We start from the raw sequence: 14,574 nt of genomic DNA, 5'->3' as shown, positions 1-14,574 counted from the left end.
AATGCGACGTGATGAAAACGGCACGGGAGGCACGTAATGGCTGACAGGTACCAGCAGTTCACGAAATCCCCGGTGGGGAAGTTCGTGGTGCCGAAGCTCGGCCTGCCGAACCCCGCGACGCTTCGCCGGTACAAGCCGGGCCAGCCCGCTCTCGAGGGTCCCGCACTTCTCGGTGCCGCGCCGGGCGGTCGCCTCGAAAAGGTGATCGAGGCGCAGTTGCACCGTGCGGGTATCGAGGTCGTTTCAACCGCGACCGACAAGCACGCCGCGCTCGTCTTCGACGCGACAGGTGTGAAGGACCCGAAGCAGCTTCGCGAGGTCTACTCCTTCTTCCACCCGGTGATCCGGAGCGTCGGGCCTTCGGGCCGCGTCGTCGTCCTCGGAACGCCGCCGGAGCTGGCCGAAGGGCATGAGCGGATCGCTCAGCGCGCGCTCGAAGGATTCGTCCGCGCAGTCGGAAAGGAACTGAAGCGCGGCGCGACCGCTCAGCTCGTGTACGTCGCCGAAGGGGCCGAAGAGGCCACCGAGTCGACACTCCGCTTCCTGCTGTCGTCGAAGTCCGCCTTCGTCAGCGCCCAGGTCATCCGCGTCGGCACCGAGACCAAGACCGCGTCCGCCCCGGCCGACTGGGCGAAGCCGCTCGACGGCAAGGTCGCGCTGGTCACCGGCGCTTCCCGCGGGATCGGCGCCGCCATCGCCGAGGTGCTGGGCCGCGACGGCGCGCACGTGGTCGCGCTCGACATCCCCGCACAGGGCGCGGATCTGTCCAAGGTGGCCAACAAGGTCGGCGGTTCGGCGCTGCAGCTGGACATCACCGCCGCCGACGCGCCGGAGAAGCTCGCCGAATACCTGACCACGCGCCACGGCGGTGTCGACGTCGTCGTGCACAACGCGGGCATCACGCGGGACAAGACCCTGGGCAACATGACCGAAGGCGGCTGGGACTCGGTCATCTCGGTGAACCTCGCGTCGCAGCTCGCGGTGAACGAGAAGCTCCTGTCCGCCAAGGTGCTGCACGAGAACGGCCGGATCATCGGCGTCTCCTCGATCGCGGGCATCGCGGGCAACGTCGGCCAGACCAACTACGCCACCAGCAAGGCGGGCGTCATCGGCATGGTGAACGTCGGCGCGCCGACGCTCGCCGAGTACGGCGGCACGATCAACGCCGTGGCGCCCGGTTTCATCGAGACCAAGATGACCGCCGCCGTCCCGCTGTTCATCCGCGAGGCCGGACGGCGGCTGTCCAGCCTCGGCCAGGGCGGGCTCCCGGTCGACGTCGCCGAGACGATCGCCTGGTACGCGAACCCGGCCTCGGCCGCTGTCAACGGCAACGTGGTCCGCGTCTGCGGCCAGGCATTGCTGGGGGCGTGATCATGGCGGTCAAGGAACTGCACGAATCGCCGAGCCTGTCTTCGTTGTACCCCAAGGCGTTGCTCGGGTCGCTGCGCAAGAGCGGCGGGAGCACGCTGCCGTCGACCGAGTTCGTCCGCGAGGGCGTCGTCGTCGACCCCGCGCATCTCGCCGCGTACAACCACGTGTGCGGATTCCGGCTGGACGACGTGCTCCCGGCGACGTATCCGCACATTCTCGCGTTCCCGCTGCAGATGGCGCTGATGACCGAGGACGACTTCCCGTTCCCGTTGCTGGGCATGGTGCACGTCAACAACCGGATCACCCAGCACCGTCCGCTGCGGCTCGACGAGTCGTTCACGCTGCGCGTACGCGCCGAGGATCTGCGCCCGCACGAAAAGGGCAAGCAGTTCGACGTGATCAGCGAGCTGCTCGTCAACGACAGTCCTGTTTGGACGGACGTCAGCACGTACCTGCGCCGCGGCGGTGGCAGTGGCGAGAAGACCGCACGCGGTCAGCTCTCGCAGCCGTCGCCCACCGCGATCTGGCAGGTGCCCGGCGACATCGGCCGCCGTTACGCCGAGGTCTCCGGCGACCGCAACCCGATCCACCTGCACCCGATCACCGCGAAGGCGTTCGGGTTCCCGGCCGCGATCGCGCACGGCATGTGGACGAAGGCGCACGCGCTCGCGGCGTTCGAAGGCAGGCTTCCGGAGGCGTTCACCGTCAACGTCAAGTTCAAGCAGCCGGTGCTGCTTCCGGCGAAGGCCGCGTTCACGACATGGAGTGAAGGCGAGGGCTGGGCCTTCGAACTCTGGAACGCGCGCAAGCCGAAGCCGCACCTGGAGGGGTCAGTCGTCGCTCTCTGACGGCTTCCAGATCTCGCCCTCGACGAGGTCGTTGAACCCGAGCCAGACGAGGTTCATCAGCCACGAGGCGAGCACGCCGTCGGAGACATCGGGGTGGTCGAGCGCCCAGTCGGCCAGCGACTCGGCCGCCCCGACCAGCGCGGCGGACAGCCCGGCGCCGGAGAACTCGGCCTGCTCGCCGAGGCCCTTGCGGGTGCCCGCGGAGACGACCAGCGCGGCGACCAGCTCGATCGCGCGGGTGCGCATGTCGGTGATCTCCGCGGCGAAGGCGCCGCCGACGGTCATGGCCTGGCGGTGCAGCACCGTCCAGGACTCGCGGTAGTCCGCGACGAACCGGTAGAACGCGCGGAGACCGTGCCAAAGCTGCATGTCAGGCGGCAGATCGGGTTTGATCCCGTCCTGCACCGCCTCCAGCAGGCGGGTGGCTTCGCGGCGGATGCACGCGCCGAAGAGGTCTTCCTTGGAGCCGAGGTAGGTGTAGATCATCGGCTTGGACACGCCGGCGACCTCGGAGATCTCGTCCATCGACGCGGAGTGATAGCCGTAGCGCGAGAACACCGAGACCGCTGCGTCCAGGATCTGGCGTTCCCGCACCGCTCTCGGCAGCCTTTTGGCGCGTTCGGCGGGACGCGGTACTTCCTCGGACACTCGAGACCTCCCATTAGTTCGCGTAAGACGCTACCGGGCTGCCTCGGGCGAGGGTGATTTCGGCACGCTTGCCCGCCTACCTACTGGCGGGTAGCCTTACGCCTTGGTAGGCGAGCTGGAGGGAAAAATGACCGAGATCGTGGGGCTGACCGGCCGCGCGCTGGTCGACGCGCTGGAACGGATCGAGCCGGATTCGGCCGAGGCGCACTCTCTCGACGTCAACGAGGTCGCGGGCGCCATCGACCCGAAGGACCTCGGCAAGGACGACGTCCGGCGGCTGCTGGCTTCGCTCGGGCGGCTCGCCCAGGCCGCGCCCGCGTTCGACCTCCGCAAGGTCGATCCGGCCCGCTTCGCGAACCTCGTCGCTCGTGCCTCGCGTACGCAACTCGAGAGCGTCGTCGCCGAACGGCCGCTCCGGGAGCGGGTGCTGAGCGAGATCTTCGACCGCATGGGCGCCCACATCCGGCAGGACCGGGCCAAGACGCTGCACGCCGTCGTCCACTGGCGGCTGTCCGGCGGCGACGGTGACGGCGGGTACGACCGCTACGAGACGGTGATCTCGCACGGTGAGTGCACGGTGAGCCGGGGCATGAAAGAGAAGCCGAGGGTGACGATCACGATCGCGCCCGTTGATTTCTTCCGGCTCATCACCCATCAGGCGACGCCCGCTGTGCTATTCGTCACGGGAAAGATCAAAGTAAAAGGTGACCTGGCATTCGCGGCCGGTCTGATCGGTTTCTTCGACCTGCCGAAGCCGTCCTGAACCCGGCCGAGCAGATACACTTCCGTGCCGTGCCCCGAAATTCTCCCAACCGGCGCTGGCGGGACAAGGTACGCCTTTCCCGTCCGTTAAGGCTGCACAAGACGCGTACGAGTGGCGAGCACGTCGTCAACGCTTTCGCGGAGAAGCTCGAGCTCACCAAACTGAGCCCCGAGCAGTTCACCCAGGTGCTGGAAACCCTGCACATGCTGGGGGAAACCGGCGCGGGCATCGAGTTGAGCTCATTGGAGACCGAGGTGCTCGTCGACGTCGTGCAACGCGCGTCGAAGGAGCAGCTCAAGGCGATCGCCGATCACCCGGAACTGCGTTCGGCGTTCCTCGACGAGATTTTCCGCAGAATGTCGGACCATTTCGCCCCCGAACGCGCGAGGCACGTCGACTTCGTGGTCGCGTGGCGTTTCACCGATGGTGACGGAGAAGACGGTTTCGATCGCTTTCAAACGGTCATCGAAGACGGCGTCTGCGTTTCGAGCACCGATCTCGCGCGTACTCCGGACACCACCATCACGCTGTCCGTCGACGACTTCATCCGGATGGCCACCGGCAACGCGGCCGTCGCGGCGATGTTCGTGACCGGCAAGGTGAAGGTGAAGGGCGAGTACGCCCCGGCGGTCCGGTTCAGCGGGTACTTCGACATCCCGAAGCCGAGCGGGGGCTGAAGGGGCCCTTCACCGCATGCGATGCGGTGAAGGACGCTTTCGTGGCTTGGGATGCGGGGAAAGTTCCGTTCAGCCCTCATCGAGAGTTCGCTGAGGTGTGCGGCGATAGCGAGTGTTCGGGCTGCGAAGGTTCTTCTCCGTCGCTTCGATCAGACCCTGCCGGAGCAGGACACTGAGCCAGCGGGACACTGTCCGGTCCGGAAACCCGGTCGCCGCGACCAAGTCGGCGCGAGTTGCCTCCTGCTCGCCGAGCGCGAGAAGGATCTCCTCACGGCGGTCGGCACGGCGCCGCTCTTGCGCGGGAGCATCCGGGGGTGCCGGAACGATGTCGTCCGCGAGCGTGTAGTGCGCGTACCGCCGCCCTCCCGCCGGGACTAGCAGGCCACGGGCGACCAGATCGCCGAGTTCCTCCGTAGCGACACGAGAGTCGAGATCATTCGCGTTGCGATAAGCCTGATTGTTGAGCGTCTCGCCGTGGAACAACATCGCGAGGCCGTGACACTGGCTGTCGGTCAGTCCATGCTCGCGAAGTGACGCGATCCATTGGACGGCACCGTCACCCATGAGCGTGTGGTTGGGGAAGGTGGCCTTGAACGTGGAGATGTCGTCCGCGAACCGTGGCGGACTGAGCTTCGCGTCTCGCATGGCCGCCAGCATCGCTGGAATTCCGGAGCCGCGGTTCTCACAGATCGGCCGGTCCGACCCCGGTAGTGGGGTGTCCTCCAAGATCTTGAGCAGAGTCGCGTTGCGAGCCGAGGATGTGCCTTCCACGCCGAGGTTCTCTTCGCGAACTGATCCGTAAAGGCCTCCGGGATTGCGGATCACCAGTCGGTCGGGATACATCTCGACCTGCACTTGAGTTCCTTGCGAAGGGCCCGAGTAGTCGCGGTGAACCAGCGCGTTGACCACTGCTTCGCGCAAAGCCGTTTCGGGATACTCCCAAGTCTCGGCTCGCCCCGCACCACGAATCGTCGAGCGGCGTTTCATATTACGGCGCAGGGCGACCAGGGCTTCATCGACGATCATGGGAATCGGACCTTCGGCCGCGACGTTGTCGACGAACCTCGTGCCACTGCGCGGGTCCGGCCCCGATTTGGTCGGATAGTGGACGAACGTGAGCATGATCTGAGGGAAGAACTCCTGAGGGTATTCGCCCAATGCCAAGAGTCCGGCCAAGGACAACTCGTCCTCGACGAGCACTTTCGCTCGTCGCAGCGCCGCGGTGGTGTCGAGATTCGCAAAGGCTCTACCTCGACGCCGTCGGAGACGGCTCAGGAAGGTGTCGGTCAGCGATTCGTCGAGGTTCGCGACGGTGGTGCCAGGGACGGGTTGCTCGTCGTCGCGCGGCTGACCACGATTCGCCAGCATCAACTGGACCTCGTAGGGGCTCAGCTTCCGGTCACCATCGGCGACCCTGATGAAACTGCCCTGTGTCATGCCGGTGCTGCGGTTGTACGCGGGTTTGCTGCTGGGCGGCAGTTCGGGAATCTCGGCGACTACCAGGTTCGCATCTTCGAAGCGATGTGTTCCGATCAGTGGCCGGAGGGGTGGTTCGAGGTTCTCGGAGCACATCGCGGCAAGATCGGCCTCCAGCTTCGCCGGATCTCGAACCCCGGTCGCCTCGAAGCCCCGAGTCTCATCGAGGCCGAAGATGAGCACGCCCCCGCTGGTGTTGGCGAAAGCCGAAAGTGTCTCCCGAGCACTTTTGGGCAGCTTCGTCTCGGCGCGTTTGGCCTCTACGAACGCATGATCACCGCCAAACGCGCGAAGGTTCGCGATGATGTCGATGAGTTCGTCGTGGAGCATGTCGCCGTCCTAGCTTCGCCAATAGCTTCGCCACTAGCAGTGTAGTGGCGAAGCTATTGGCGAAGCTGGCGCCCTTCAGCCCTCGACGATGCGGCCTTCGATCACCGGCGGCTGCTTCTTGACGGCCTCGGCCGGGGGCGTGTCCATGACGACCTCGCTGTCCACGACCATCACCGGGCCACGGGTGCGGTTCGCGAACTTGACCGCCCGCCGGGCCATCCGCTTCTGCCAGACCTTGCGCGCGACACTCCGCGTCGGCGGCAGGATCAGCAGCAGGCCGAAGACGTCGCTGACGAAACCGGGCAACAGGATCAGCAGGCCGCCGAAGCCGATCAGCATCCCGTCGGTGAGTTCCTTCTCCGCGTCGGCCGGTCGGCCGAGCCTCGCGGACTCGGCGAACGCCCGGAAGGCGCGGCCGCCTTCGCGGCGTGCGAGCCAGGACCCGATGAACGCGCCGGCGAAGAGCAGCGCGATCGTGCCGAGCACGCCAACGGCCGAGCCCACCGCCCAGACGGCGGCGATCTCGGCGACGACATAGAGCAAGAACGCGACAGCCATACCTGGACAACGTACGGCTTGCCCGTTTTGCTCCCAACCCCCGATACGGTGACCGATCGTGTGGACCTGGCTGGGTCGCGGAGACCCTCGTGTACTCGGTGGCGCGACGGTCGCCCTGGTGCTGGTGATCTTGGTCATCGGCAGGCTGCGTCGCTTTCGACGGCGCCGTAACCGTGACGGGCTTCGGTCGGTCGAGCTCTGGCGGCACAAGCCCATCGCTGGAGCCGTCCTGCAGTGGATGGCGCTGGCGCTGCTCGTCGCCGGCGCGGCTGGTGCGGCGCTGCTGTGGCTGCTCGGGTTCCCGAGCTTCCCGTCGGCCGCGGCCTTCGGGACTACGGAGGTCCTCGAACTTCTCAAGATCGCGCTCGCGGTGGTCGCCGGGCTCGGCGGGGTGGTGCTGCTCGCGGTGAACATGCGCAAGCAGCGGGTCGCGGAGTCGGAGCACCTGATCGCCCAGGCCAAGGATGAACGTGAGCAGGCTCAGAGTTTCAACGAGAGGTTCGGTACGGCTGCCGAGCAGCTCGCCCACGACAACGCGGCCGTGCGGCTCGCCGGGCTCTACGCGATGGCAGGGCTCGCCGACGATTGGGTCGCGAACCGGCAGATCTGCGTCGATGTGCTCTGCGGTTACCTCCGGTTGCCGGTGCGTGAGAATGATCAGCCGGACGCCAAGGTGCGTGAGTCCGTTCTTCGGGTGCTGAGGGACCGGCTCAACGACAACTGGCGCGGGTCGGCGTTGGAGCTCGATCTGACGGGTGCCAGGTTTTCGAACCAGACTGTCCTGCAATTGGCGCCACAGCGTCGGCTGCTTCTCGACCACGCGTTGTTCGAGGACGGTGTTTTCACGGTCGGTCCGATGAACGCCTACGCGGTGAGTTACACAGGTGCGACGTTTCGAGGGAGCGAGACTCGGTTCGAATGGGGCGGGATCTTCACCGCGGCCCACTTCGCCGGACGACTCGTCTTCGACACTGATCGCACCTGGCGCCGTTTCAGGTTCATCGAGTGTGTCTTCGCCGAAGCGACCATCGTGATCAAGGGCGAGGGGGAACGCATCAGCCTGGTCACCTTCGAAGGCTGCACCTTCGAGGGTTGCCTGTTCGACTTCAAGGGTGTGGTCGATCTCGGTGAGGGGGAGGGGAACTTCCTCATCTCGTCATCCACACTGCGGGACGGCAAGTTCGATCTGCGAAAGGGATCCGTGACTGGAACGGTGCTTTGGCTCATCGATTCGAAGCTCGAGAACATGACCTTCACGGTCGATTCGGAGGCCGAAAGCCGGTCCGCCAAGTCGATCACTCTGGTGAACGTCACCGCGGTGGGAACCGAACTGCCGGACAGTCACGTCTTTCACCGCGATCAGACCTAGGTGAGTACGCCACCCGCCCTCTGGCGCGGCTGCCAGAGGGCGAGGGCACGCTCAGGGCCCAGTCAGCTGACGGCCTCGTCGAGATACGCCGCAGCCTGCAACGTGAACAGGTCGGCATAGCCGGCCTTCGCCGCCATCAGCTCGTCATGCGTGCCGTATTCGGCGACCTTCCCGTGCTCCAGCAGCAGAATCCGCTCCGCCTGCCGGACGGTGGAGAACCGGTGCGAGATGTACAGCGTCGTGCGTCCCTCCGAAAGTTCGCGCAGCCGCGAGAAGAGGTCGTGCTCGGCCTGGGCGTCCAGCGCGGACGTCGGTTCGTCGAGGATCAGGATCGGCGCCTCCCGCAGGAACGCCCTCGCCAGCGCGATCTTCTGCCATTCGCCGCCGGAAAGGCTGACACCCTGGTCGAACCAGCGGCCGAGCGGGCTGTCGTACCCGCTGGGCAGGCGTTCGATCCGCTCGTCGGCACCGGCACGTTTCGCCGACTCCTCGATCCGCTCCCGGTCGACGAGATGCGTCAGGTCGCCGAGCCCGATGTTCTCGGACGCGGTGCCCTGGTAGGTCACGTAATCCTGGAACATCGCGCTGATCCGCCGCCGCAACTCCACCGGGTCGTACTCGCGGATGTCGACGCCGTCGAGCAGGATCCGCCCGCCCGTCGGGTCGTACAGCCGGCACAGCAACTTGAACAGCGTCGACTTCCCGGCGCCGTTGCGGCCGACGACGGCGACCGTCTCGCCCGGCCGGATCTCGAAGCTCACGCCGTCGAGCGCGGGTTCGGGTGCTCCGGGATAGGTGAAGGACACTTCCTCGAACTCGATGTGTCCCTCCACAGTGGACGGGAGGGGACGTGGCTCCGGCGGCGCGACGATCTCCGGTTTCGTGCCGAGGAAGCGGTACAGCGTGTCGAGGTAGAGATTGTTCTCGTACATTCCGGAAAACGCCGTGAACAGGCCCTGGACGGAGGTCTGCACCGACGCCGCGGCGGCCGTGTACAGCGCGAGATCACCGAGGGTGAGCCTGCCGCCGACGGCCTCCAGCGCGATGTACAGCGCGATCGCGGATCCGGCGGCGGTGCTCAGCAGGCCCCAGGACGTCGAGCTGACGCTGCGTTTGCGGGTCAGTTTCCGCTGGCGCTCGTAGAAGACCTGGCCGAGCCGCTGGAACCGGTCGACGAAGTACGGGCCGAGGCCGAAGAGCTTGGTCTCCTTGGCGTAGGTGTCCGTGGTGACCAAAGAGGACAGATAGTCCATGCGCCGTTTCAGCGGCGACATCATCAGCGTCAGCCAGAACGCGCGGGCGCCGTACTTCGACTGCGAGATGAACGCGGGGATCGGGGCCACGAGCGCGACGAGCGCCAGCAGCGGGCTGATCGAGACGAGCAGCGCGATCATGCTGCCGAAGGTGATCGCCGTCCGGACCAGGCCCAGCGCCGAATTCATCATCGACAGCGGCCGGGTCGGCGCTTCCTGCGCGGCCTGGCGCAGCATGTCGTAGGACGCGGAACCCTCGAAGTACGACAGGTGCAGCTTGCTCGCGTGGTCCATCACCTGATGGCGGATGGTCAGCGTCATCCGTTCCTGCAACAGGGACTGGCCATAGGTGGTCAGCGCCTGTGACAGCGCTGTCAGCACGAGGATGCCGAACTGGAACAGCGCGACGCCGACGATCGCGCTCTTGGTGCCGTGACCCTGGATCGCCGCGACCACCGAGTCGATCAGCAGTTTCGCGATGTACGCGGTCGCCGTGGGCAGCAGTCCGGAAAGCAGTGTCACGACGGTGATCGTGATGGTCAGGAACGGGCTCGCCTGCCAGGTCAGCTTCGCGACCTTGGGCAGGCCGCGGACCGTGCCCGAGACGTTGACCCACATGCGGGTGAGCCGGGACTTCAGATCTTTCGGGCCGGCCTCGGGCTCGGGCTCCGGGATGTCGACCGGGCCGGTCAGCCCGCTGTCGGGCACCGTCGACGGCGGACGGCGTCGCCTGCCGCCGCGGGCCAGCAGCATTTCCATGCCGCCGCCACCGGGAGGGCCGATCACGCGGCCTCCACGGCGCCGTGGAGGAACACGTCGACGAGTTCCATCGTCGTGGGCTCGTCACCGGTTTCGCTGAACCGCATCCGGCCGTTGAACAGCAGCGACAGGAAGAGCGCCGCCAGTTGTGTCGCCGGCAGCCGGAGTCGTTTCTGTTCCGGTTCGAACAGCTCGGCCATGGCGTCACGCATCACGCTCATCGATTCCCGCCGCCGGTCCTTGCCGTCGCCGTGCTCGCGACGCTCGGGCCGCTTGCCGGAGCCGTGCATCGCGGCCATCAGCGCGCCCATCCGCTGGAGGTGCGCGCTGAGCGCGTCGGCCGCCTCGACGAGCCTGTCTCCGAGGGGTTGTTCGAGGTCGATGACCGCGATGGCGTCGAGTACCTGGTCGGGCTTCAGCGCTTCGGCGAAGCAGGTGGCGAAGAGCTCGTCCTTGTCCTTGAAGACGCGGAAGACCGTGCCTTCGCCGATCCCGGCGGCGCGGGCGATCTGGCTGGTGGTGACCCCGGCGCCGTGCTCCACCATCAGCGGGAGCACGGACTGGACGATCATCCTCCGTCGCTCTTCGGGGCTCATTCCCGGCGCTCTCCGCCGGGCGGTGGTTTCCGTCATGTTTCCAGTGTGCGGAGTGAGCGCTCACTCCGTCAAGCGATTAAAGGTCGAGGCGCCTTCGGCCCATGGAGCTGATCGTGCTCGCCATCCCCGGCCTCTTCATCTTGCCGTGGCGGCGCGAGCAAGCGCGTCGAGATCATGATGCGCGACGAAGACGCCGACGGTGCTCCGCCGCGCGGCCGTGTCGCGCGCATCCAGTTGTCGTCCAAGGCGACCTGAAGGACGCCATACCCGCGTCAGACGCAGCGAAGGACGCTTTCCCCACATCACATGCAGGGAAAGCGTCCTTCACACGCGAAACGTCAGTAGGTGATCGCGACCGCGGGGTCGGCCAGCAGCGCGCCGACGTCGGCCAGGAACTCCGAACCCTGCTGCCCGTCGACCACGCGGTGGTCGAAGCTCAGCGAAAGCTGGAGCACCTTGCGCACCTTGATCTCACCGTCGACCACCCACGGGGTGTCCTTGATCGCGCCGAGGCACAGGATCGCGGACTCGCCGGGGTTGATGATCGGCGTACCGGTGTCGACGCCGAAGACGCCGACGTTGGTGATGGTGATCGTGCCGCCGAGCATGGCCGCCGGAGTGGTCTTGCCCTCGCGGGCGACGTCGGTCAGCTCGGTGAGCGCGATCGCGAGTTCCTTGAGGGACATCGAATCCGCGTCACGGACCTTGGGCACGACGAGCCCGCGCGGAGTGGCCGCGGCGATCCCGAGGTGCACGTAGTCCTTGTAGACGATCTCCTGCGCCGCGTCGTCCCACACCGCGTTGACGTCCGGAGTGCGCTTGGCCGCCAGGCAAACGGCCTTCGCCGCGAAGGTCAGCGGGGTGACCTTGACCCCGGCGAACTCACGCGACTTCTTCAGCTTCTCCCGGAATTCCATCATCGGCGTGACGTCGATGGTGAGGAACTCCGTGACATGCGGGGCGGTGTACGCGCTCTGCACCATCGCGGCCGCGGTGGCCTTGCGGACACCCTTGATCGGCACCCGGCGTTCCCGCGTCGCGGGGTCGTAGCCATTGTCCACAGTGGACACGGCGGCGGCCGGGGCGGCGGAACCGTTGGCGGCGGCGTGCACGTCGTCACGGGTGATGACGCCGCCGTCGGCGGTGCCGGTGAGGGCGTGCAGGTCGACGCCGAGTTCCTTGGCGAGTTTGCGCACCGGTGGTTTCGCCAGCGGCACGTACCCGCCCTTCGGCTTGGCAGGCGCCACAGGCGCCACAGGCGCGACAGGCGCGGGAGCAACAGCCACCGGAGCCGCGACCGGAGCGGCCGGTGCCGCGCCCTTCCGCGCCCGGCGATGCGTGACGACGGCCTTGGAGCCGTAGCCGACCAGCGGCTTCATCTCCTCCTCGGCGGGCTCCTCCGCCGCGGGCGCGGCAGCGGGTGCCGGGGCGGAAGGGGCCGCCTTGCCGCCGGGGTCGACGTCGATGGTGAGGATCGGCGCGCCGACCTCCACCGTCTGCCCCGGTTCGACGAGCAGTTCGGTGACCACGCCCGCCCACGGGATGGGCAGTTCGACGGCGGCCTTCGCGGTCTCGACCTCGACCACGATCTGGTTCACCGTCACGGTGTCACCCGGTTTGACCTGCCAGGCGATGATGTCGGCCTCGGTCAGCCCTTCCGCCGTGTCGGCGAGGGGAAACTGTTTGTACTCGGGCATTTCAGGAAATTCCCCCTTACCAGGCGAGTGAACGGTCGACGGCGTGCAGTACCCGGTCCAGGTCGGGGAGGTAGTGCTCCTCGAGCTTGGCGGGCGGGTACGGCGTGTCGAATCCGGTCACCCGGAGCACGGGGGCTTCGAGCGAATAGAAGCATTCCTGCTGCACGCGCGCGGCGATCTCCGAGGTCAGCGACGATTCCGACGGCGCCTCGCTCAGCGCGATGAGCCGTCCGGTCTTGCGCACCGACTCGAACACCGGACCCAGGTCGAGCGGGGAAAGCGTCCGCAGGTCGATGACCTCCAGCGACTTGCCCTCGTCCTCGGCGGCCGTCGCCGCGTCGAGCGCGACCTTGACCGACGGGCCGTACGCGACGACGGTGGCCGTTGTGCCTTCGCGGACGACGCGGGACTCGAACAGCGGGTCCGGCGTGCCGTCGACGTCGATCTCGGCCTTCATCGCGCCGGAGTGGTACAGCTTCTTCGGCTCGAAGAACAGGATCGGGTCGTCGGCCTTGATGGCCTGCTGGATACCCCAGTAGGCGTCGACGGCGTTCGAAACCGACACCACCTTGAGGCCGGGGATGTGCGCGAACAGCGATTCCGGCGATTCCGAGTGGTGCTCGACCGCGCCGATGCCGCCGCCGAACGGCACCCGGATCACGATGGGCATCTTGACCTTGCCCTGCGTCCGGTAGTGCAGCTTCGCCACCTGGCTCACGATCTGGTCGAAGCCGGGGAAGATGAAGCCCTCGAATTGGATCTCGCACACCGGGCGGAAACCGCGGACGGCCAGGCCGACAGCGGTGCCGATAATGCCGGACTCGGCCAGTGGCGTGTCCAAGACGCGCTGCTCGCCGAAGTCCTTCTGCAGGCCGTCGGTGATGCGGAAGACGCCGCCGAGCTTGCCGACGTCCTCACCCATGATCAGGACCTTGGGGTCTTCTTCCATCGCGCGCCGGAGACCGAGGTTGATCGCCTTGCCGATGGTGAGTTTCTGGAGGTCGGCCATTTCAGTGCTCACCCGCCCCGACGAAACCGTCCAAATAGGACAGGAACTCTTCGCGCTGCGCGTCCAGCAGCGGCGTGGACTCCGCGTACACGTTGGAGAAGATCCGCTCGGGTGGCGGTTCGGGCATGTTGAAGCAGTACTCGCGCAGCTCGGCCGCGAAGGCGTCCGAATCGGCCTGCACCTGGTCGAAGAACGCCTGGTCGGCGCCGCCGCCGCGGGCGAGGTACGCCCGGACGCGCTCGATCGGGTCCTTCAGCTTCCACTCCTCCAGCTCGTCGGAAAGCCGGTAACGGGTGGGGTCGTCGGTGGTGGTGTGCGCGTCCATCCGGTAGGTGAACGCCTCGATCAGCACCGGGCCGTTGCCGTGACGGCACTCCTCGAGCGCCCAGCGGGAAACCGCGAGGCAGGCGAGGACGTCGTTGCCGTCCACGCGGATGCCGGGGAAGCCGTAACCGCGGGCGCGCTGGTACAGCGGCAGACGCGACTGGCGTTCGGTGGGCTCGGAGATCGCCCACTGGTTGTTCTGGCAGAAGAACACGAGCGGCGCGTCGTAGACGGCGGCCCAGACGAAGCCTTCGTGCACGTCGCCCTGCGAAGTCGCTCCGTCACCGAAGTAACAGATGGTCGCTTCGCTGTCGTCGTCGCCGACCTTGCCTTCGAACTTCTGGCCCATCGCGTAACCGGCGGCGTTGAGCACCTGGTTGCCGATCACGATGGTGTACGGGTGGAAGCCGTGGGCCTTGTAGTCCCAGCCACTGTGGTCGGTGCAGCGGAAGATGCCGAGCACCTCTTTGAGGTCGACGCCGCGGGCGTACGCGACACCGTGCTCGCGGTAGCTGGGGAACGCCATGTCCCCCTTCCGCAGCGCGCGGCCGGAGCCGATCTGCGCGGCCTCCTGCCCGAGCAGCGGGACCCAGATGCCGAGCTGGCCCTGGCGCTGCATCGCGTTGGCCTCGCGGTCCGCGCGGCGGACCAGGACCATGTCGCGGTACAGGCCCTTGAGGGCTTCGGCGTCGATGTCGTCGACATACCGGTCGAATTGCGGCGAGGAGACCCGTTCGCCTTCGGGGGTGAGCAGCTGAGTCAGCTCAGCGCCACCTTCACTCGTTGCTCGCAAACCGGCGATCACCTGTTCGGGGGACGGTTGCGCCGCTACCGCGGCGGGGCCATCTCCAGGTTCCGGGTGCGTCCAGTGTTCGGACGGCATGCGCTGCTCTCCT

The 14,574-nt window shown here is 66.9% G+C and carries 13 protein-coding genes; 5 read left to right on the top strand and 8 right to left on the bottom strand.

Going from position 1 to position 14,574, the window contains the following annotated elements; translation table 11 throughout:
• Nucleotides 1-36 precede the first annotated feature (36 nt).
• A complete protein-coding gene (locus tag HDA45_RS19850; RefSeq protein WP_184897472.1) occupies nucleotides 37-1,371 on the top strand; it encodes a 3-oxoacyl-ACP reductase in 1,335 nt (444 codons plus the stop codon).
• A gap of 2 nt (nucleotides 1,372-1,373) precedes the next feature.
• A complete protein-coding gene (locus HDA45_RS19845; protein WP_184897470.1) occupies nucleotides 1,374-2,219 on the top strand; it encodes a MaoC/PaaZ C-terminal domain-containing protein in 846 nt (281 codons plus the stop codon).
• Here the strand turns inward: HDA45_RS19845 and HDA45_RS19840 are convergent.
• A complete protein-coding gene (locus HDA45_RS19840) occupies nucleotides 2,202-2,867 on the bottom strand; it encodes a TetR/AcrR family transcriptional regulator (RefSeq protein WP_007032385.1) in 666 nt (221 codons plus the stop codon). The two genes, HDA45_RS19845 and HDA45_RS19840, sit on opposite strands and share 18 nt — an antisense overlap.
• Before the next feature lie 127 nt (nucleotides 2,868-2,994).
• Between HDA45_RS19840 and HDA45_RS19835 the strand changes: the two genes are divergently transcribed.
• A complete protein-coding gene (locus HDA45_RS19835; RefSeq protein ID WP_184897468.1) occupies nucleotides 2,995-3,630 on the top strand; it encodes an SCP2 sterol-binding domain-containing protein in 636 nt (211 codons plus the stop codon).
• Nucleotides 3,631-3,722: 92 nt separating this feature from the next.
• Nucleotides 3,723-4,307 (top strand): SCP2 sterol-binding domain-containing protein, encoded by a 585-nt coding sequence (locus HDA45_RS19830; protein WP_184905827.1) that lies wholly within the window; start codon nucleotides 3,723-3,725, stop codon nucleotides 4,305-4,307.
• A gap of 69 nt (nucleotides 4,308-4,376) precedes the next feature.
• Here the strand turns inward: HDA45_RS19830 and HDA45_RS19825 are convergent, their stop codons facing one another.
• Together HDA45_RS19825 and HDA45_RS19820 are read right to left on the bottom strand one after the other, a co-directional pair.
• Nucleotides 4,377-6,113 carry an ATP-binding protein gene (locus HDA45_RS19825; protein ID WP_184897466.1) on the bottom strand — a complete coding sequence of 579 codons (1,737 nt, stop codon included), beginning with the start codon at nucleotides 6,111-6,113 and terminating at the stop codon, nucleotides 4,377-4,379.
• A gap of 75 nt (nucleotides 6,114-6,188) precedes the next feature.
• The gene (locus HDA45_RS19820) at nucleotides 6,189-6,671 is read right to left on the bottom strand and encodes an FxsA family protein (RefSeq protein WP_184897464.1); all 483 of its coding nucleotides are present in this window, start codon (nucleotides 6,669-6,671) and stop codon (nucleotides 6,189-6,191) included.
• Between the two features lie 58 nt (nucleotides 6,672-6,729).
• Between HDA45_RS19820 and HDA45_RS19815 the strand changes: the two genes are divergently transcribed.
• A complete protein-coding gene (locus HDA45_RS19815; protein WP_184897462.1) occupies nucleotides 6,730-8,040 on the top strand; it encodes a hypothetical protein in 1,311 nt (436 codons plus the stop codon).
• A 62-nt stretch (nucleotides 8,041-8,102) separates the two neighbouring features.
• Here HDA45_RS19815 and HDA45_RS19810 read toward each other — a convergent pair whose 3' ends face one another.
• The 5 genes from HDA45_RS19810 to pdhA form a co-directional block, all read right to left on the bottom strand.
• Nucleotides 8,103-10,052 carry an ABC transporter ATP-binding protein gene (locus tag HDA45_RS19810; RefSeq protein WP_184905825.1) on the bottom strand — a complete coding sequence of 650 codons (1,950 nt, stop codon included), beginning with the start codon at nucleotides 10,050-10,052 and terminating at the stop codon, nucleotides 8,103-8,105.
• 23 nt (nucleotides 10,053-10,075) lie between these two features.
• A complete protein-coding gene (locus HDA45_RS19805; protein WP_184905823.1) occupies nucleotides 10,076-10,648 on the bottom strand; it encodes a TetR/AcrR family transcriptional regulator in 573 nt (190 codons plus the stop codon).
• A 338-nt stretch (nucleotides 10,649-10,986) separates the two neighbouring features.
• Nucleotides 10,987-12,345 (bottom strand): dihydrolipoamide acetyltransferase family protein, encoded by a 1,359-nt coding sequence (locus HDA45_RS19800; RefSeq protein ID WP_184897460.1) that lies wholly within the window; start codon nucleotides 12,343-12,345, stop codon nucleotides 10,987-10,989.
• A gap of 16 nt (nucleotides 12,346-12,361) precedes the next feature.
• On the bottom strand, nucleotides 12,362-13,354 hold the full coding sequence (locus HDA45_RS19795; protein WP_184905821.1) for an alpha-ketoacid dehydrogenase subunit beta: 993 nt from the start codon (nucleotides 13,352-13,354) through the stop codon (nucleotides 12,362-12,364).
• A gap of 1 nt (nucleotide 13,355) precedes the next feature.
• On the bottom strand, nucleotides 13,356-14,561 hold the full coding sequence (pdhA, locus tag HDA45_RS19790) for a pyruvate dehydrogenase (acetyl-transferring) E1 component subunit alpha (protein WP_184897458.1): 1,206 nt from the start codon (nucleotides 14,559-14,561) through the stop codon (nucleotides 13,356-13,358).
• Nucleotides 14,562-14,574 lie beyond the last annotated feature (13 nt).

Source organism: Amycolatopsis umgeniensis, assembly GCF_014205155.1.
In the GTDB taxonomy this organism is placed as follows: Bacteria; Actinomycetota; Actinomycetes; order Mycobacteriales; family Pseudonocardiaceae; genus Amycolatopsis; species Amycolatopsis umgeniensis.
Note: the sequence above shows the minus strand (reverse complement) of the source record. Positions and strands in the feature narration are given on the sequence as shown.